The sequence below is a fragment of the Streptomyces sp. NPDC047085 genome (genome assembly GCF_040643735.1).
Classification (GTDB): domain Bacteria; phylum Actinomycetota; class Actinomycetes; order Streptomycetales; family Streptomycetaceae; genus Streptomyces.
Map to the genome: position 1 here is coordinate 478483 of NZ_JBEYUW010000006.1, position 16032 is coordinate 494514.

The 16032-nt window shown below is 71.1% G+C and carries 17 protein-coding genes; 8 read left to right on the forward strand and 9 right to left on the reverse strand.

The genetic code is table 11. From position 1 onward, the window contains the following. Window positions 1–123: 123 nt before the first annotated feature. The 4 genes from ABZ865_RS23495 to ABZ865_RS23510 form a co-directional block, all read right to left on the reverse strand. Window positions 124–1038, reverse strand: coding sequence for a TauD/TfdA family dioxygenase (locus ABZ865_RS23495; RefSeq protein WP_361233470.1), 915 nt, complete (start codon window positions 1036–1038; stop codon window positions 124–126). 37 nt (window positions 1039–1075) lie between these two features. Next, window positions 1076–2050 carry a quinone oxidoreductase gene (locus ABZ865_RS23500; protein WP_361233474.1) on the reverse strand — a complete coding sequence of 325 codons (975 nt, stop codon included), beginning with the start codon at window positions 2048–2050 and terminating at the stop codon, window positions 1076–1078. A gap of 131 nt (window positions 2051–2181) precedes the next feature. Next, window positions 2182–3234, reverse strand: coding sequence for a 3-keto-5-aminohexanoate cleavage protein (locus tag ABZ865_RS23505; RefSeq protein ID WP_361233477.1), 1053 nt, complete (start codon window positions 3232–3234; stop codon window positions 2182–2184). Between the two features lie 385 nt (window positions 3235–3619). Beyond that, the gene (locus ABZ865_RS23510; protein ID WP_361233674.1) at window positions 3620–4642 is read right to left on the reverse strand and encodes an AraC family transcriptional regulator; all 1023 of its coding nucleotides are present in this window, start codon (window positions 4640–4642) and stop codon (window positions 3620–3622) included. A 168-nt stretch (window positions 4643–4810) separates the two neighbouring features. Here ABZ865_RS23510 and ABZ865_RS23515 point away from each other — a divergent pair, with 168 nt between their 5' ends. Genes ABZ865_RS23515 through ABZ865_RS23535 form a run of 5 tightly spaced genes read left to right on the forward strand, consistent with a single transcriptional unit; the run spans window position 4811 to window position 9796 of the window. Next, window positions 4811–5908 (forward strand): TauD/TfdA family dioxygenase, encoded by a 1098-nt coding sequence (locus tag ABZ865_RS23515; RefSeq protein WP_361233480.1) that lies wholly within the window; start codon window positions 4811–4813, stop codon window positions 5906–5908. Window positions 5909–5948: 40 nt separating this feature from the next. Beyond that, on the forward strand, window positions 5949–6482 hold the full coding sequence (locus ABZ865_RS23520; RefSeq protein WP_361233483.1) for a hypothetical protein: 534 nt from the start codon (window positions 5949–5951) through the stop codon (window positions 6480–6482). Window positions 6483–6526: 44 nt separating this feature from the next. Then, complete coding sequence (locus ABZ865_RS23525) at window positions 6527–7540, forward strand: hypothetical protein (RefSeq protein ID WP_361233485.1); 1014 nt, start codon at window positions 6527–6529, stop codon at window positions 7538–7540. Window positions 7541–7557: 17 nt separating this feature from the next. Further along, entirely contained in the window at window positions 7558–8892 is a 1335-nt protein-coding gene (locus ABZ865_RS23530) for a Dyp-type peroxidase (RefSeq protein ID WP_361233488.1), read from the forward strand. A gap of 7 nt (window positions 8893–8899) precedes the next feature. Continuing rightward, window positions 8900–9796, forward strand: a complete 897-nt coding sequence (locus ABZ865_RS23535; protein ID WP_361233491.1) for a hypothetical protein — start codon at window positions 8900–8902, stop codon at window positions 9794–9796. Window positions 9797–9826: 30 nt separating this feature from the next. On the opposite strand, the gene ABZ865_RS23540 is transcribed toward ABZ865_RS23535, so the two are convergent. Then, entirely contained in the window at window positions 9827–11908 is a 2082-nt protein-coding gene (locus ABZ865_RS23540) for a SpoIIE family protein phosphatase (protein WP_361233494.1), read from the reverse strand. Window positions 11909–12050: 142 nt separating this feature from the next. On the opposite strand from ABZ865_RS23540, the gene ABZ865_RS23545 reads away from it, so the two are divergent. After that, window positions 12051–12629 carry a suppressor of fused domain protein gene (locus tag ABZ865_RS23545; protein WP_361233497.1) on the forward strand — a complete coding sequence of 193 codons (579 nt, stop codon included), beginning with the start codon at window positions 12051–12053 and terminating at the stop codon, window positions 12627–12629. A gap of 1 nt (window position 12630) precedes the next feature. Here the strand turns inward: ABZ865_RS23545 and ABZ865_RS23550 are convergent, their stop codons facing one another. Next, on the reverse strand, window positions 12631–13050 hold the full coding sequence (locus ABZ865_RS23550) for a CBS domain-containing protein (protein ID WP_361233500.1): 420 nt from the start codon (window positions 13048–13050) through the stop codon (window positions 12631–12633). Between the two features lie 197 nt (window positions 13051–13247). Between ABZ865_RS23550 and ABZ865_RS23555 the strand changes: the two genes are divergently transcribed. Both ABZ865_RS23555 and ABZ865_RS23560 read left to right on the forward strand, forming a co-directional pair. Next, window positions 13248–13673, forward strand: coding sequence for a CBS domain-containing protein (locus tag ABZ865_RS23555; RefSeq protein ID WP_361233503.1), 426 nt, complete (start codon window positions 13248–13250; stop codon window positions 13671–13673). A gap of 78 nt (window positions 13674–13751) precedes the next feature. Continuing rightward, complete coding sequence (locus tag ABZ865_RS23560; protein ID WP_361233506.1) at window positions 13752–14087, forward strand: DUF6343 family protein; 336 nt, start codon at window positions 13752–13754, stop codon at window positions 14085–14087. A gap of 42 nt (window positions 14088–14129) precedes the next feature. On the opposite strand, the gene ABZ865_RS23565 is transcribed toward ABZ865_RS23560, so the two are convergent. From ABZ865_RS23565 to ABZ865_RS23575, 3 genes are all read right to left on the reverse strand, one after another. After that, window positions 14130–14426 (reverse strand): hypothetical protein, encoded by a 297-nt coding sequence (locus tag ABZ865_RS23565; RefSeq protein ID WP_361233509.1) that lies wholly within the window; start codon window positions 14424–14426, stop codon window positions 14130–14132. A gap of 169 nt (window positions 14427–14595) precedes the next feature. Continuing rightward, window positions 14596–15651 carry an SDR family oxidoreductase gene (locus ABZ865_RS23570; protein ID WP_361233512.1) on the reverse strand — a complete coding sequence of 352 codons (1056 nt, stop codon included), beginning with the start codon at window positions 15649–15651 and terminating at the stop codon, window positions 14596–14598. A 97-nt stretch (window positions 15652–15748) separates the two neighbouring features. Continuing rightward, on the reverse strand, window positions 15749–16003 hold the full coding sequence (locus tag ABZ865_RS23575; RefSeq protein ID WP_361233514.1) for a DUF5133 domain-containing protein: 255 nt from the start codon (window positions 16001–16003) through the stop codon (window positions 15749–15751). Window positions 16004–16032: the final 29 nt, after the last annotated feature.

Here is a 16032-nt window from a genome sequence, read left to right on the forward strand (position 1 = left end):
CATCACCTCGACTGCTCTTGATGGAAAGGAAGGGAAGGGGACGGGGAGTGCGGGATGGGGGAGTGGGGGACGGGGAGGGGGAGTGGGGGCGGGGGAGTGGGGAAGGCGGCGGACGGAGGAGCGTCAGAACGGTCGGTCGCCGACGATTCCGGCGCGCTCCATCCGCCGGACGGCGGGCCAGTAGTCCTGGACGGCGTAGTGCTGGGTGGAGCGGTTGTCCCAGATGGCGACGCTGTTCGGCGTCCACCGCCAGCGCACCTGGTACTCGGGGACCGCTGCCTGGCTGATCAGGTAGTTCAGCAGCAGGCCGGCGCCGGGGGCGTAGTCCTGCCCGAAGCGCACGTTCTCCGGGGTGTGGTAGTTGACGAAGTGCGTGGTGAAGGCGTTGACGAACAGGATCTGTTCGCCGGTCTCGGGGTGGGTGCGCACCACCGGGTGCTCCGCGTCCGGGAACCGCGCCTTGAGCGCGTGCCGCTTCTCCTGCGGCATGACGGCACCGAAGGTGGCCTCGATGCTGTGCCGGGCCCGCAGCCCCTGGATCTGGGTCTTGATGTGCTCCGGCAGCCGGCGGTAGGCCTCGGCCATGTTGACCCAGAGCGTGTCGCCGCCCACCGGCGGCGACTCGATGCAGCGCAGCACGGCACCCATGGACGGGTTCTCACGCCAGGTGCCGTCGGTGTGCAGCGCGTTCTCGTAGTGCTCCGCCGGGCTGTCCAGGTCCTTGTAGATCCGGACCAGGCCGGGGTGGTCGGGGTCGCTGCCGGCGACCGGGTGGTCCTCCAGCGCGCCGAAGCGCTCGGCGAACGCGACGTGTTCGGCCCGCGTGATGTCCTGGTCCCGCAGGAACAGCACCTTGTACTGGAGGAGCAGGGCCTTGATCTCGGCGAACAGGTCGTCGTCGCGTGCCGCGTCGCCGAGGTTCACGCCGGTGAGTTCGGCGCCGATGGTGCAGGTCAGCGGGTCGACCTTGATCGAGCCGAGGGAGTGGGCGCGCACCAAAGAGGGTGCGCTCTCCAGCGGGGCGAGTGTCTTTTCCATGGTGCTTCCTCCTCGTCGAGGGGTCATCGGGGCGGACTCAGAGGACGAAGACGGACGATCCCGTGGTCCGTCCCGCCTCCAGCTCGCGGTGCGCCTCGACGGCGTCCTCGAGCGCGTAGCGCTGGTTGATCTCGATGGCGATGCGGCCGGAGGCGACGTGGTCGAACAGCTCGCCGGCCAGTTCGGCACGCTCCGCGGGGTCGGCGATGTAGTCGGCGAGTGCCGGCCGGGTGACGAACAGGGAGCCGCCGACGGCCAGTTGCATGGCGTCGATGGGCGGGACCGGCCCGGAGGCCGTACCGAAGCAGACCAGCAGACCGCGGCGCCCCAGCGAGGCGAGCGAGGAGGCGTACGTGGTCCGGCCCACGCTGTCGAAGGCGACCGGGACCCCGACGCCGTCGGTGAGTTCGCACACCCGCTCGGCCACGTTCTCGCGCCGGTAGTGGATGACGTGGTCGCAGCCGTGGGCCCGGGCCAGCTCGGCCTTCTCCTCGGTGGAGACGGTGCCGATGACGGTCAGCCCGAGCAGCTTGGCCCACTGGCAGACGATGAGACCGACACCGCCCGCCGCCGCGGTCAGCAGGATCGTGTCGCCGGCCTTCAGCGGGTGGATCCTGCGCAGCAGGTAGGCGGAGGTGAGGCCACGCATGGTCATCGCGGCGGCTGTCTCGAAGCCGATGCCGTCCGGCAGCCGGATCAGTGAGTCGGCGGGCATGACCCGTTCCGTGCTGTACGCACCGAGCGGGCTTCCGGTGTACGTGACCCGGTCGCCCTCTGCGACGTGGGTGACGCCCTCGCCCACCGCCTCGACCACACCCGCGCCCTCGACGCCCAGTCCGGCGGGCAGCGGTGCCGGGTACAGGCCCGTGCGGAAGTAGGTGTCGGCGAAGTTGAGTCCGACGGCTTCGTGCCGGATCCGTACCTCGCCCGGGCCGGGGTCGCCGACGACGACCTCTTCCCAGTTCAGGACGTCGGGACCGCCGGTCTCCTTGAAGCGAATGGCGTGAGCCATGAACGTGCTCCGTTGTTCGTGGGAGGTGAGGTTGAGCGAAAGGGCCGCCGGTGCCGGGAGGCGCGGTGGCCCCGGCGGTCCTGTGGCTGCCACGCGTGATTGCGCGGCGGGCGGGATGCCCTTTGCCGCGATCAGACGTCGCGCAGCATGAACCCGCGCTGACCGGGACGGCGGTTCGGCACCATGCCGAGGCGGGCCAGGGTCTCGTCGGCGCTGTCGTAGTACTCGCCGATCTTGTAGATCTTCTTGGCCTCGGCGCCGGTGGCGATCTCACGGCCGAGCGCCTCGGAGATCTTCACCATCTGCTCGACCTGCTCGACCGAGGACATCCGCTCGGTCTTGCTGCGCCACAGGTTGTCCTCGTTGCCGACCCGGACGTGGCAGCCGAGGGCGATGCCGATCGCGTTCATCGGGGCCACCGCACGCATCGAGCTCTCGATGGTGAGCACGGCGCCGTCCGGGACGCGGCGGATGAACTCGATCAGGTCGGCCGGGTGCCGGCCGGCGAAACCGCCGCCGATCGCGACGTAGTTGAGGACCAGCGGACCCGTGTAGACGCCCTGGCGGATCAGCCGCTCGACGGTCTCCAGCTGGGCCAGGTGGGCCAGCTGGAAGTGCGCCTGGATGCCATTGGCCTGGAGCCGCTTGAGGTGCTCCAGGTAGAACTCGGGACCCGCCTCGACGACCATGTCGCGGTAGGCACGGTAGTAGTCGGGCTTCGCGATCGAGGTGCCCGCCAGGTCGTCGTCGTTCATGATCTCGACGATGTTCATCTGGCTGGTGTTGATCGCGATCGTCACCTGGTCCGGCGCCGGGGTGAGTTCGGCGAGCAGGTGACGGGTGTCGTAGGCGAGCCACTTGGCGTCGCCGCCCTCGCCCTCGGGGGCGAAGGAGATCGAGCCGCCGATCTGGAGCACCATGTCCGGTACGGCCTCTCGCAGCCGGCCCAGCAGCTCGTTGAACATGGACATCCGCTTGGAGCCCTTGCCGTCCAGCTCACGGACGTGGATGTGGAGCACGGTGGCGCCGGCGTTGTAGCAGTCGACGGCCGCCTGGACGTGCTCGTCCATCGTCAGGGGAAGGTCGTCGGCGTCCCCGGGCAGCCACTCCGGCCCGTAGGGAGCGGCCTGGATCACCAGCTTTTCCTGGTTCTCCGGGAAAAGCGAGTCGTCGTGGAAATGCACGGTCCGTCTCCTTCGTGCGATCGGTGATCAGTCGCCGGGACCACCGCCGCGTGCGGTGCGGGGGCGGCGTGAGATGCCCGGCGAGAATCGATGCGGGTCACCGGAGGACAGCGGGCACGGGGTGGCCCGGGTACGTTCGACCGGTCCGGAGGGGGACGTGCACAGGGGGAGTACCACGGCTCGGCCCCTCCGGTGGCCGACCGCGTCGCTGCGGTGCTGCAAAGGTAGGGGCGAGCACGCGTGATCGCTTGACGCTTGGGGACGGATAACTTGTCATTTGGGGACATCGGCGTGGAGTGGGCCGAGTGACCCATGCTTGGTGGGCCGCGCGAGCGGTCCGTGCGTGCGCCGGCATGGACCGGCCGAGTCCGTACCGCCCGTGATGTCAGTCCTGGCCGGGGAGTTGGGGCCCGCTCCTGACGCTGCGCCATGCCCGCGGGCTGCACCCGAACTGCTCACGGAACCAGCGCGAGAACGCGCTCAGCGACGAAAAGCCAAGCAGGTCGGAGATCTCGGTCAGCGACCGCCGCGGGTTCGCGACGAACTGCTCGGCGAGGTGCATGCGGGTGGCGTTGAGGAGCGAGGAGAACGTCTCGCCCGAGGCGGCCAGGCGCCGGTGGACGGTACGCCGGTCGACGCCCAGGCTGCGCGCGACCTGCTCGATCGAGCAGCGTCCGCTCGGGAGCAGGATCTCGATCAGCTCCCGCACCCGGTCCGCGACCGTGGTGTCCTTGGGGACGGCGATCGACTCGAAGTACTGGCGGGCGTACTCGCGCAGCAGAGGGTCCGCCATCGCGTTGGGCGCGTCGAGGTCGTCGGCGTAGAAGACGATGCCGTCGAACTCGCGACCGAACTGCACGGTGGGGCCGAACACGCGCCGGTGCGTCGAGGCGTCCGCCGGGGCGGGGTGCCGGAACCAGACGGAGAGCGGCTGCCACCGGGGGTGCAGGAAGCCGCGCAGGATCCGGTGGAAGGCGGCGACGGCCAGCTCCGTCGCCTGCCGGGACTCCATCGCCTCGCCGAGCCGCAGGTCGACCTTCAGCGTGGCCAGTCCGTCGCCCTCGGACAGCCGGGCGTGCAGGACCTCGTTGTACATGTGCTGATGGCGGATCAGCACCTCCAGCGCGCTGCGCACGTCGGGTTCCTCACGGACGACGAGACTGACGGGGCCGAGGTTGGAGAAGCGCCGGAACTCCGCCATCAGGACGCCGAAGTCGTCGTGGCCCGAGGCGGCCGCCGACAGCTCCAGCACCTCGACCGCGGCAGCGCCGGAGATCCACCGGTCCTGGACCGCGAGGGCGGCGGTGTCCAGGCCGACGCGCCTCATCAGCTCCTGCGGGTCGAGGTCGAGGGAGCGGCACAGCTCGACATAACCGCTGAGGGCTGCGGTGCGGACCAGGGGCTTCATGCGCACCCTCCAGACTGTCCCGAAACTGTCCCGAAAAGCAAAGTCTCATGTCACGCCACGGCAAGCACGGCGGGGACGGGCAACCTAGCATGGCGCCCCGGTCGCCGGCCCGGTCCGCTCATGGCAACCACTCCGGGCCGTTGATCGCATGATCGTAAGGATGCGTACATGACCGGTGCGGAGGCGTGCATGACCGGTACGGAGGCGTACATGACCGGTGTGACGGGCACGGGTGAGGCGCTGCCCGCGCGCTGCTCGGGCCCCTCGGTGTGGCGGGGCGGGGAGCTGGCGGGCCGTCGCGACGAGTGGATCCTGCGGCTCTCGTCGCACCACCTCGCCGAGATCGGCTCCGCCCTGCGTCAGGCGCGCAGGCGCGACCGCACGCTGCTGAAGCTGACAGCCGCCGACTTCCCGCTCCCCACCCTCGCCGGCGAACTGGAACGCATCGCCGAGGCACTGGAGAACGGCCGGGGGTTCGCGCTCGTCAAGGCCCTCCCGGTCGAGCGGCTGGGCGAGCCGGCCGCGAGCGCGGTCTTCTGGGGCCTCGGCCAGTACCTGGGCCGTCCGGTCGCGCAGAACGCGGACGGACACATGCTCGGCCACGTCCGGGACACCGGTCGCAGCCTGGCCGATCCGGCGACGCGTGGCTACCAGACCCGGGCGGCGCTCCCCTTCCACACCGACGGCGCGGACCTGCTCGCACTGCTGTCCCTGCGGACACCCTGCACCGGCGGGCGCACGTCCCTGGTCAGCTCGGCGGCGGTCCACAACGCGGTGCGGGACCTCCGCCCCGACCTGGCCGGGCGCCTGTACAGCACGTACTGCTTCGACCGCCGGCAGGAGCAGCTCCCCGGGGAGCCGCCGTACACGGCCGCCCCGCTCGCCGCCCGGTCGCCGTCAGGCGCGCTGAGCATGCGCTACAACCGCCGCTATCTGGAGTCCGCCCAGCGCTTCCCCGAGGTGCCCCGGCTGAAACCGGCGGACCTGGAGCTGTTCGACCTCATCGACGACGTGGCGGGCGCCCCGGAGTCCCGGCTGGACATCGACCTCGAACCGGGCGACCTGCTGCTGCTCAACACCCACAGGGTCATGCACGCACGAGCCGAGTTCGAGGACCACGACCGGCCCGACCTCAAGCGCCATCTGCTGCGCCTGTGGCTGGCCCTGCCGCACCGCCACTGTGCCGACGGCGCTCGTCACGGGGTTACCCCTCGCGATGTGATCCGGCCCCGGAATGGCGCCCGGCAGACCACAGGTGGAATATGAGGGCAATTGCCCCGTTCGTTCGGTGGCGGGAGGAGCGGACATGGAGATCAAGCCGCAGGCTGCCCTCATCCCCAAGGACACCTCCGAGTTCGAGCAGGGGAAATACGGCCCCGTCTTTCCGAGGACACCGGCGTGTTACGGGTTCACCATCGTGGCGAACGTCAAGCCCGGCCGTGCCGACACGATGCGCGCATACGGCCACACCCTGGCCAAGGCTCTGGAGGAAGACCCCCACCTTCTCGCGCCCTTGAAGCTGCACTACCTCCGCTGGGTTCTCTTCGACGACGACACGCGCTTCATGTATCAGGGGATCTTCGACACCGACTTCGACAAGTACACCGAGGACGCCGTCGCGCTGTTCAGCAAGGCAGGAGTGAGCACGGCCTTCGAGAACCTCGAAGGGTTCCCCGAGGACTGGAAGACCAACCCCGAAGCGTTCGTCAGGTTCGTGCGGGCGCACCACTGCCCGAGCTTCATCGAGTACGGGGAGTACCCGTACGTGACCGCCGACGAGATCAAGAAGGCCTTGCGGATCAAGGCCGCCCTCTCCGAGATGCTCGACCAGATGCAGTGAGAGCGGACCGCGGCGCGCGCTCGCCACTGCGGATCGGAGACCAGATGAACGAGGCCAGGACCGCCCGCACCTACAACCAGAACCACATCCCCCGCGCACACACCCCCGGCCGGCGACGCGTGAGCGTCTACGTCTCCTGGAGCTATCCCGCCGAGGCGGGCCGGAACCCGGCCGAACTGGACAACCGGTTCTCCACGATGACGGAGGTCAGGCGGGTGGCCTGGCCCGCCTACGAGGACCCGAAGTGGTCCGACCCGTTTCGGTTCCAACAGGGCATCGCCGGTTCGCTGGAACTGTTCTTCTGGGCCTGGGTGCCGTTCCAGCAGTTCGTCGAGGAGGTCACCGGACACCCGGTGCCGGTGTACCAGCGCATCGACCAGGCCGGCTTCCGTACCCCGCTCGACGAGCGCGTACTGGCCGACACCGACACCCTGTTCGTGTTCGGTCTCGACCACATGGTCACCGGGCAGGAGGCCCAGGCCGAGGAGATCGAGGCACTGCGCGCCTTCCTCCGCAGGGAGGACGCCTGTCTGGTCCTGGGCCCGCACCACGACGTCGGGGCGTCCGACGACCTGAGCGTGCGGGACGTGGAGTACCACCATCACGGCGATCCCCTGGTCCCCCGCCAGCAGCGGTTCGCCACGTACGTCCGCGGGTTGATGCACGGCCTCGGGGTGCCGGTCGAGAACCGCTACGGACTGCGCCCCGCGGTGCGGGAGGACGGCAAGATCGCCGCGCTGTCCACGGTCGGGGACCTGGACGCGAAGGGGTGGCTGGACGGGGTGACCAACTTCAACTTCCACATGCACTTGCCGCACTACGCCGTGACGACCGACGAGCCCGACGTCATCCATGTGCTGGCCAGGCAGCCGGTCGACACCTCCAGGCCGCATCCGTTCACCGACGCCGGCGACACCGAGTTCAACATGTTCCTGTGGATGCCCCCGAGTGGTGAGCGGGCCGGCGATGTGCTGCTGGCGGACTCCACGATCTTCAGTTCGCTGTTCGGCGGCGACGAGAGCCTGCGGAATTTCTGGCGGAACCTCGTCTCGAAGTAGTGCGCAGGGAGGCGACCGTGAGTGGGCCCACGCACGTCGCGTTGGAACTCGACGACATTCAGCGCGGGGTTCTCAGCCCCCGCCCGACCCCCTACGCGGCGACCTACGTGGTGTTCCGCATCGACGACCGGGCCGACGGACGGGAGTTGATGCGGCGCGCGAGCGCGGTCGTGACCTCCGCCGCCGAACCGGTCAGCCCCCTGGGCGACACCTGGGTCAGTGTCGCGGTCACCTGCCACGGTCTGGAGGCGCTGGGGGTGCCGCGGGCGTCGCTGGACACCTTCGCATGGGAGTTCCGGCAGGGGATGGCGGCCCGGGCCACCGCGCTGAGCGATGTCGGCGAGAGCAGTCCCGACCACTGGGAGGCGCCGCTGGGTACCCCGGGCGTCCATGTGGTGCTGACGGCGATCGCGCCGGACGCCCCTCGCCTGGAGGCGGCCCTCGACCGGGCCCGTCCCGCGTACGACAGCCTTCCCGGCCTCACCGCGATCTGGCGGCAGGACTGCTACGCCCTGCCCACCGAGACCGAGCACTTCGGCTATCGCGACGGCGTCAGCCATCCAGCCGTCGAGGGAAGCGGGACCGCCGGGTCGAACCGGCTGGAGGTGCCGCTGAAGGCCGGGGAGTTCGTGCTCGGTTACCGGGACGAGATCGGCGGTGTGCAGACCCCGCAGCCGGAGGTGCTGGGACGCAACGGCAGCTACGCGGTCTTCCGTAAACTCCACCAGGACGTCGCCGCGTTCCGGCGTTACCTGCGGGACAACGCCACCGGCCCCGAGGACGAGGAACTGCTCGCGGCCAAGATCATGGGACGCTGGCGCAGCGGAGCCCCCCTGGCGCTCAGCCCGCAGCACGACGACCCCGCTCTCGGCGCCGACCCGGACCGCCGCAACACCTTCCTGTACGAGCAGGACGACCCGGCGGGGTTCATCACGCCCGGCGGCTGCCACATCCGCCGGGCCAACCCCCGGGACGCCTCGGTGGCGGGAGAGGTGCGACTCCACCGCATGATCAGACGCGGCGCGGTCTACGGCCCGCCGCTGCCCGAGGGGGTCATGGAGGACGACGGGGCCGACCGCGGGCTGATGTTCGCGTTCATCGGAGCCCATCTCGGACGGCAGTTCGAGTTCGTCCAGTCGCAATGGATGAACGACGGCGTCTTCTTCGGCGCGAACGACGCCAAGGATCCCATCACCGGATGCCACGACGGCAGCGAACGCTTCACCGTTCCCCGGCGGCCGCTGCGACGGCGCCTCGCCCCGCTGCCGCGGTTCGTCGTCACCCGCGGCGGCGAGTACTGCTTCCTGCCGGGCCTGAGCGCCCTGCGCTGGCTCGGGGATCTCCAGGACTGACGGCCTCATGGACAGGCTGCAGATGCTGTTCAACGCCGTCACCGTGATCTTCATCGCGGCGACCATGTTCGCCGCCGGCCTCGGGGCCACCGTCGCGGCACTGCGCTCCCTGTTCACCAGCGTCCCGCTGCCGGCGCTCGCCCTGCTCGCCAACATGGTCGTCGTCCCGCTGCTCGGCTGGGGCATCGGCGCGCTGTTCGGCCTTCCCACGGCGGCCTTCGTCGCACTCGTCCTGGTCGCGTCGTCCCCGGGCGGGCCCTTCGGGGCGAAGCTGGCCATGGTGCAGAAGGGTGATGTCGTGGCGGGCGCGGCCATGCAGGTGCTGCTCGCCGCCGTCGGCAGCTTCACCTTCGCGCCGACCGTCAACGGCATCCTCGCCGCCGCCGACATCGGCAAGGGGGTCTCCCTCGACGTCGGGGTGCTGGTGCGGACCGTGGCCCTCCTGCAGCTCGTACCGTTCGCCGTCGGACTGCTGCTGCGCCGCTACGCCGCGCCCACCGCGCGAGCGTGGCACCCCATGGCCGCCGCGGTGTCGAACGTGACCTTCCTGATCGTGCTGGCGGGGATGCTGGTCGGCAACTGGCGTGATGTCGTCGCACTCCTGGGCTCGCTCACCCTCCTCGCCGGCTTCGTGCTCGCGGCCGTAGCCTTCGCCGTCGGGACGCTCCTGGCCACAGGACCGCCCGCGCGCCGCACCACCATGGGCGGCGTCGCCGCGGTGCGCAACGCGGGGCCCGCCCTGGCCGCGATCGGCATCGCCTTCGGTGACCAGCCCGCCGTCCTGGGCGCCCTCGCCGCGGTCCTGCTCAGCGGCCTGGCGGCGTCCGTCCCGATCGCCTCGGTGCTCAGCGGCAGGCGAAGCGCTGCCGCGGCGGCGTCCGACAGCACGAACAGCACACGCTGACCAGGCCGCCCGCCGTTCCCCGCATCCCGGTCACGCCGGCGTCAGCGCCTGCTCGGTCCAGATGGTCTTGCCGTCCGCCGAGTAGCGGGCTCCCCAGGAGTCGGCGAGATGCGCGACGATGAACAGTCCCCGCCCGCCCTCATCGGTCGTGCGGGCGTGCCGCAGGTGCGGTGCCGAAGGGCTACGGTCACTGACCTCGCAGGTCAGCGTCTGATCCAGGATCAGGCGCAACTCCAGTGGCGGGCTTCCGTAGCGAACGGCATTGGTGACCAGTTCGCTGACGATGAGCTCGGTGCTGAACGCGGTCTCCTCCGCCACGCTCCAGCCGTCGAGCCGGCCCCGGGTGTACTCGCGGGCCGCGGCGACAGCGGTGGGCTCGTCCTCGAGTCGCCAGGTCGCGACACGACCGGAGGGGAAGGGACGCGTGCGCGCGAGCAGGAGGACGGTGTCTTCGGCCCGGCTGTCGGCCGGGAGGGTGCACAGCAGGTGGTCACCCAGCTCCTGCAGCGGCTGATCCGCGCGTGCCGCGGCCGCCGTGACCAGGGCGCCGGTGGCGGCTGTCAGGTGCGAGGCCAGTTCCGGGGTGCTGGGAAAGACCAGCACACTGCCGAGCGGGATCCGCATGCGGGAAGCGGCGAAGGGCGCCTGATCGGTGCTGCCCAGCAGTGGTCCCGGCGCTGTGTCGGGTTGGTCGACGGTGCCGTCGGGGCGGACGATGACGGGCGCGGGGTGGCCGGCCCGGGCCACCGTGACCGCGTCGGCCAGCGGGTCGTACACGGCGTACACACAGCTGGCGGTGACCGGTTTCCGGTGCAGCGGGTCGCCGGACGGGAGTGACGCCCGCTCGGCCACCAGAAGCGCGGCGGTGTCGTTCACACGCGCGAGGAGATCCTCGGGCTCCAGGTCGAGGGCGGCCAGGCAGCGGATCACGGTGCGCAGCTGCCCCATGCTCGCCGTGGCGTGGATGTCGGAGCCGGACATCATGCCCGCGACCAGCGCGGTGCGGGCGCCGGACAGGGCGATGGTGTCGTACCAGGCGCTTCCACCGCCATCGGGAGGGGCGGTGCCGACGGCCTCCAGCGCGGTGTGGGAGGTGGCCCGCGGCGGGAACTCGCGCCGGAGGACGGTCGCCGCGACCGAGTGATCCCGCATATGGCGGCGGGCGTTGTCGATGCACAACGCGGTGTGCCCTGCGATGTCGTCGGCGACCGCGACGTCCTCCTCGTCGTACGGGTCCGTCGAGGTGGTGCGGTAGAGGCTCAGCAGCCCGATCACCGCGCCGTGCAGTGTCAGGGGGACGGCGAGGAGGGTGTGCGCCCCCGATTCGCTGATGGCCCGGGCGCGAGCCGGGTCGGCGGTCAGCCACGGCAGCCCGGGGCCGAGGCGGACGGTCCGGGGCGTCAGGTCGGTCAGAGTCTGACTGTAGGGCGTCGGTGTGGGCAGGACGCGGACCTCGCCCACCGGGACCGCCTGCGGCGGGTTCCCCGCGGCGCTGCTGCGAAAGGCGACCCGCCGCAGCGTCAGAGTGCGGGGATGATCCGGCAACGGAGGATCATCGCCCCGGATCACGCCGTCCACCACCTCCACGACCGCGACATCGGCGAACTCCGGCACCAGCGTCTCCACCAGTTCCTGGCAGGTCACCACCATGTCCAGGGTGCGGCCCACGTGCGCACGCACAGCACTGAGCATGCCCAGCCGCGTCCGGGCCTGTTCACGGTCCGTGACGTCCACCACCGTGATGGCCACGCCGAGGACGGCGTCATGCGGGCCCGCGAGGCGAAATGCCGACAGCTCATAGCGGCGCTCCTGGCCGCGGTGGGCAGGAGGGCGCGCCCGCACCACCCGCCTCCGCAGCGGAACACCGCTCTCCAGCACCCCGCGCACCAGCGCCTCGGCCGCCTCGGCCTCGACCACGTAGTGCGAGCCGGGAAATCTGCGCCCTACGACGTCCTCCTCCCGCATGCGCTGCATGGCGGGCGTGGCGGTGTTGACCCTTACCACCCGCAGCTCGCTGTCCAGCACGGCCAGGCCGACCGGCGACTGGCTGAACAGCGCGTCCAGCATCACCGCCTCGGGATCACCTGCGACGATGCCTCCTCGGTCTGCCATGGACGACCACCTCCCGCGCCGCTCGACGGCAGGTCCACACCAGGAGCCGCTCCTGCGATCCTCCTTACCGGTCTACTCCGGCACCGCGCACACGGCGACTTCGCCTCCCGCGGACACCGACCCCGTCTGGCATGATCGCGCGGTGAGTGATGCGAGGCTGCAGGCCGCCGAGGCCGTCGAGTCACATGTCCGGGCGTTCTTCGAGGGGCATGTCGTGGAGGCCGTCGACCACGACCTCGGGCCGCAACGCCGAGACGTGCTGCCCGACCTGCGCGTTCTCGTCGTGGGGCCCGGTCCCCGCGGCGACGGCTGGGCCTACGTCACCGCCGGCTGCTGGGCCTCGACGGAGCGGGACGGCCACGGGCTCGAGTTCGTCATGACCGCCCACGTCCGCGACCCGCGGTTCATCGAGCTCATGGCGATGATCGCCTACTACCACTGCGGAGGCCACCGGCTGGACCTGGCCCACAGCATGCCGATCGGTGAACCGTGGGTCCCGGGCTCGACCTGCGACCATCTGCTGGTCAGCCTGCCCTACCTCCACGGACCGGACCTCGAACACTGTCCGCTGCCCGGAGGGCACGCCCGCATCCTGTGGACCCTGCCCGTCACAGGCGCCGAGATCGAGTTCCGCAGGAGCCACGGGCACGAGGCGTTGGAGCAACTCTTCGACGAAGCAGCGATCATCCCCACGGATCCGTTCCGGCGCTCGGTCGTCTGAATCACCGGTTTGGTCGCGCGGAACTGATGTCGGCGAGGGCCGAGTGCGGATCCCGGTCGACGGCCAGGTCGCCCAGGCTGAGCGTCCCGACCAGCCGGCCGTCGTCGACGACGGGCAGCCGCCGTACGGCGTGTTCGCGCATCAACCGGATCGCGTCGTCCACGGCGTCCCTGGACGAGCACATGACCATGTCCCTGCTGCACACCTGCCCGACGACCGTCAGCGCGGGGTCGCGCTGGTCCGCGAGGGCCCGGACCACCAGATCGCGGTCCGTCACCAGACCGCGGACGTGGTCGGCCTCCGTGACGATGACATCGCCGATGGCCTTCTGCCGCATGAGCTGCGCCACCTCGGCCAAGGGCGTCTCCTCGGGCACCGTGACGGGATCCCGCGTCATGATCTCCCGGACGTACTGAGTCATGGCCGCCTCCGTCTGCCGTGCGCGACGAGCGCGAGTGGAACCCTTGCGGCGAACCGAGTACCCGAGGCCGTGACCTCGATGCCCCTTCCCGTGCGAAGTCGGTGTGGCAGCTTCCCGCGAAAGAGCGGTTTGGCGGCGTCCGCGCGGGCTACGCGGCTCTCAGGAGGATTCGGGCACATCCGTGAGGCGGTGACGACATGACCAGGCGGATACGCGACGTGATGGCGTCCGGCGCGGTCGCCGTGGAGCCGATGACCTCGCTGGAAGCGGCGGCCCGCCTGATGCGCGAGCGCGATGTCGGCGACGTCCTCGTGGCTTACGACTGCGACCTGTTCGGCGTCCTGACCGACCGGGACATCGTGGTGCGGGCGCTGGCCGAGGGCCGCGATCCGCACACCACCACCGTCGGCTCGGTGTGCACCAAGCCCCCGTTGGCGACGCTGACCCCCGACGACACGACCGATCGCGCGATCGGCCTGATGCGCGAGCACGCCGTCCGCCGCCTGCCCGTCGTCGAACGCGGCGGCTGCCCGGTCGGCATGGTCAGCCTCGGCGACCTCGCCACCACGGACGACGCCTACACCGTGCTGGAGGACGTCAGCGTGGCCGAGCCCAACCACTGAGGCGTGGCTGAGCCACTGACGCGGGGCCGACCCGAGCCGCCGAGGGAGGCCGAGCCCGACCACCGAGGGAGGAGCACCGTGCGCCAGGACTCACCCGGGCGGGAGCGGAGGCCCGCTCCGCGGGAACGCTCCGGCGTCATCGGCCGCCGATGGCCGCGTACCGGCACCGAGCCCGTCACCGCTCGCAGCGCCGTACGTCTGCGGCTCCTGCTGGGCGGCGTCTTCATGCCGCTCTTCGCCGCCGCGGCCGTACTGTTCGCCGTATGGGCCGCGCACTCGGGTCCCGGCGACAGTCCCGGGTCCGGAGTGCTGAGCGCCCTCGCGGGTGTGTGCGCGGCGTTGGCCCTGCTCGCCGCCGTGGATCTGCTGGTCGTGGCCCGTCGGCTGCGCCGCGAACGGGGCGCAGCCGACTGACGTCGCCTCACCAGCCCGTGAGCGACGCCGCTGTACGGGGCGTCAGGCGTGGCTGCCGGGGCCCGTGATCGGGCCGACCGTGGTGCGGCCGTGGGTTCGGCGCAGATGCCGGCCCCCGTGCCGGTGGTGTGTCGTTCCGCCCGCCATGATGGCCATGCCCAGGCAGAACATGAGGGCCAGCGCGAGGCCGGCACAGAAGACGGCGAGCGGGCCGAGCGTGGCGATGTGTTGGCCGAGGACCGACACGCCGTACTGCGGACCGCCGGACAGGTTGTCGGCGATCACCAGTCCCGTGAACGCGCCCGTTGCCGCGAGCAGGAGCAGTCCGAGCAACCGCATCCGATTCACCTCCTCAAGAAGGAAAAGCACGAGCAATGATTCACCTGCACCTCCTCCTTACCGGGTTTCCGGAAACGGGCGGATCAGGCCTCATCGCGGCATGGCGTTTCCTGGGCGGGACCGGCGTGCGGTCACGACCGCCGGGGCAACGGATCGGTGCCCGCCACGCTCAGGCGCCGCGCGAGCGGAGTCCCCGCCGCGTGGCCCAGCACGCCGCCACGGCGCCCGCGGCCGTGGCGACGCCGGCCAGGGTCACCGCGTCGTGGTGGCGCGACGCCCAGCCCTGCACGGCATGGGCCTTGGCCGTTCCGTCGAACCGCCCGTGGGCGCCGAAGTCCTTCCCGTCTCGGTCGTCCAGGGGGCGCCACAGGTTGTGGCGGCTGCCGGGCGGCTTCGGCTCGTCCGTCTGCTGGGCGCCGTACCCGGTACGGGCCAGGTAGCGGTCGAGCAGCCCGGGGGCCAGGGCGTTGGCGATGAGGGTGCCCGCCGTGCTCCCGCCGACCCAGTACTCCCGGCGGCGCGGATGGTCGGCCGCGTACACGATGGCGCGGGCCGCCACCTCCGGCTGGTAGATCGGCGGAACCGGCTGCGGCTGTCGGCGCATCCTGGTCAGCGACCAGTCGAACTGCGGGGTGTTGACGGCGGGCAGCTGGACCATGGTGACCGCCACCCCGCTGCCCTGGTGCAGGAGTTCGCAGCGCAGTGCCTCGTTCCAGCCCTGGATGGCGTGCTTGGCGCCGCAGTAGGCGGACTGGAGCGGGATGCCGCGGTAGGCGAGTGCCGATCCGACCTGGACGACGGCGCCGCGGTCGCGCGGCAGCATCCGACGCAGCGCGGCCCGTGTGCCGTACACATAACCGAGGTAGCAGACCTCGGTGACGCGGCGGAACTCGTCGGGCTCGATGTCGGTGAACTCCGCGAACACGGTGGTGAAGGCGTCGTTGACCCAGATGTCGATCGGGCCCAGCTCGCGCTCGGTCCGCTCCGCCGCGGCCTCCAGGGCACGGGCGTCGGCCACGTCCGCCGCCAGGGGCAGGGCGGTGCCACCGGCCGCGCGTACCTCGTCGGCCACCGCGTCGAGTCCGGTCTCTCCGCGGGCCACGAGCGCCACCCGGTCACCCCGCGCTGCGAACGCGCGTGCCACGGCACGGCCGACGCCCGCGCTCGCGCCGGTCACCACGACGACGCGCGGGCTGTGGGGCGAGGGGCGTGACGTGCCGAACATGGTGCTGCCTCCGTGTCTCCCGGTCGGCCCCAGGCGCGGTCGGCCCAAGGAGCGGTATACCCCCAGGCGGCCGGCACGCACCGTGCGGGGCCGCCGGTCAGGGTTTGACGGCCGGTGTCTCCGGACCGGCGCGCTCCGGGGCCCTTCCGGCGAGCGCATCGGCAAGAAGGCGCTCCGCCCGGGCCGCCGCCGCGGTGGCGCTGCGCCGGTCCATGAGCACGCAGAGTGTGTAGGCGGCGTCCTCGAGCTGACGGTGACGGATCGGATTCGCCGGGTCGCGCAGGACGCGGGCCTGGGCGACCCGATAGGCGCGCAGCGCCCTGGCGAGGGTCCTGAGGTGGGGCAACAGCATCTGCGACTCCATTTCTGACGGTCGCGTCG

What these genes read in the sequence shown, in the direction of transcription:
- ABZ865_RS23495 (WP_361233470.1), bottom strand. Translation starts at nt 1,038, where the DNA reads ATGGAAAAGACACTCGCCCCGCTGGAGAGCGCACCCTCTTTGGTGCGC.
- ABZ865_RS23500 (WP_361233474.1), bottom strand. Translation starts at nt 2,050, where the DNA reads ATGGCTCACGCCATTCGCTTCAAGGAGACCGGCGGTCCCGACGTCCTG.
- ABZ865_RS23510 (WP_361233674.1), bottom strand. Translation starts at nt 4,642, where the DNA reads ATGAAGCCCCTGGTCCGCACCGCAGCCCTCAGCGGTTATGTCGAGCTG.
- ABZ865_RS23515 (WP_361233480.1), top strand. Translation starts at nt 4,811, where the DNA reads ATGACCGGTGCGGAGGCGTGCATGACCGGTACGGAGGCGTACATGACC.
- ABZ865_RS23520 (WP_361233483.1), top strand. Translation starts at nt 5,949, where the DNA reads ATGGAGATCAAGCCGCAGGCTGCCCTCATCCCCAAGGACACCTCCGAG.
- ABZ865_RS23525 (WP_361233485.1), top strand. Translation starts at nt 6,527, where the DNA reads ATGAACGAGGCCAGGACCGCCCGCACCTACAACCAGAACCACATCCCC.
- ABZ865_RS23535 (WP_361233491.1), top strand. Translation starts at nt 8,900, where the DNA reads ATGGACAGGCTGCAGATGCTGTTCAACGCCGTCACCGTGATCTTCATC.
- ABZ865_RS23540 (WP_361233494.1), bottom strand. Translation starts at nt 11,908, where the DNA reads ATGGCAGACCGAGGAGGCATCGTCGCAGGTGATCCCGAGGCGGTGATG.
- ABZ865_RS23550 (WP_361233500.1), bottom strand. Translation starts at nt 13,050, where the DNA reads ATGACTCAGTACGTCCGGGAGATCATGACGCGGGATCCCGTCACGGTG.
- ABZ865_RS23555 (WP_361233503.1), top strand. Translation starts at nt 13,248, where the DNA reads ATGACCAGGCGGATACGCGACGTGATGGCGTCCGGCGCGGTCGCCGTG.
- ABZ865_RS23565 (WP_361233509.1), bottom strand. Translation starts at nt 14,426, where the DNA reads ATGCGGTTGCTCGGACTGCTCCTGCTCGCGGCAACGGGCGCGTTCACG.
- ABZ865_RS23570 (WP_361233512.1), bottom strand. Translation starts at nt 15,651, where the DNA reads ATGTTCGGCACGTCACGCCCCTCGCCCCACAGCCCGCGCGTCGTCGTG.
- ABZ865_RS23575 (WP_361233514.1), bottom strand. Translation starts at nt 16,003, where the DNA reads ATGCTGTTGCCCCACCTCAGGACCCTCGCCAGGGCGCTGCGCGCCTAT.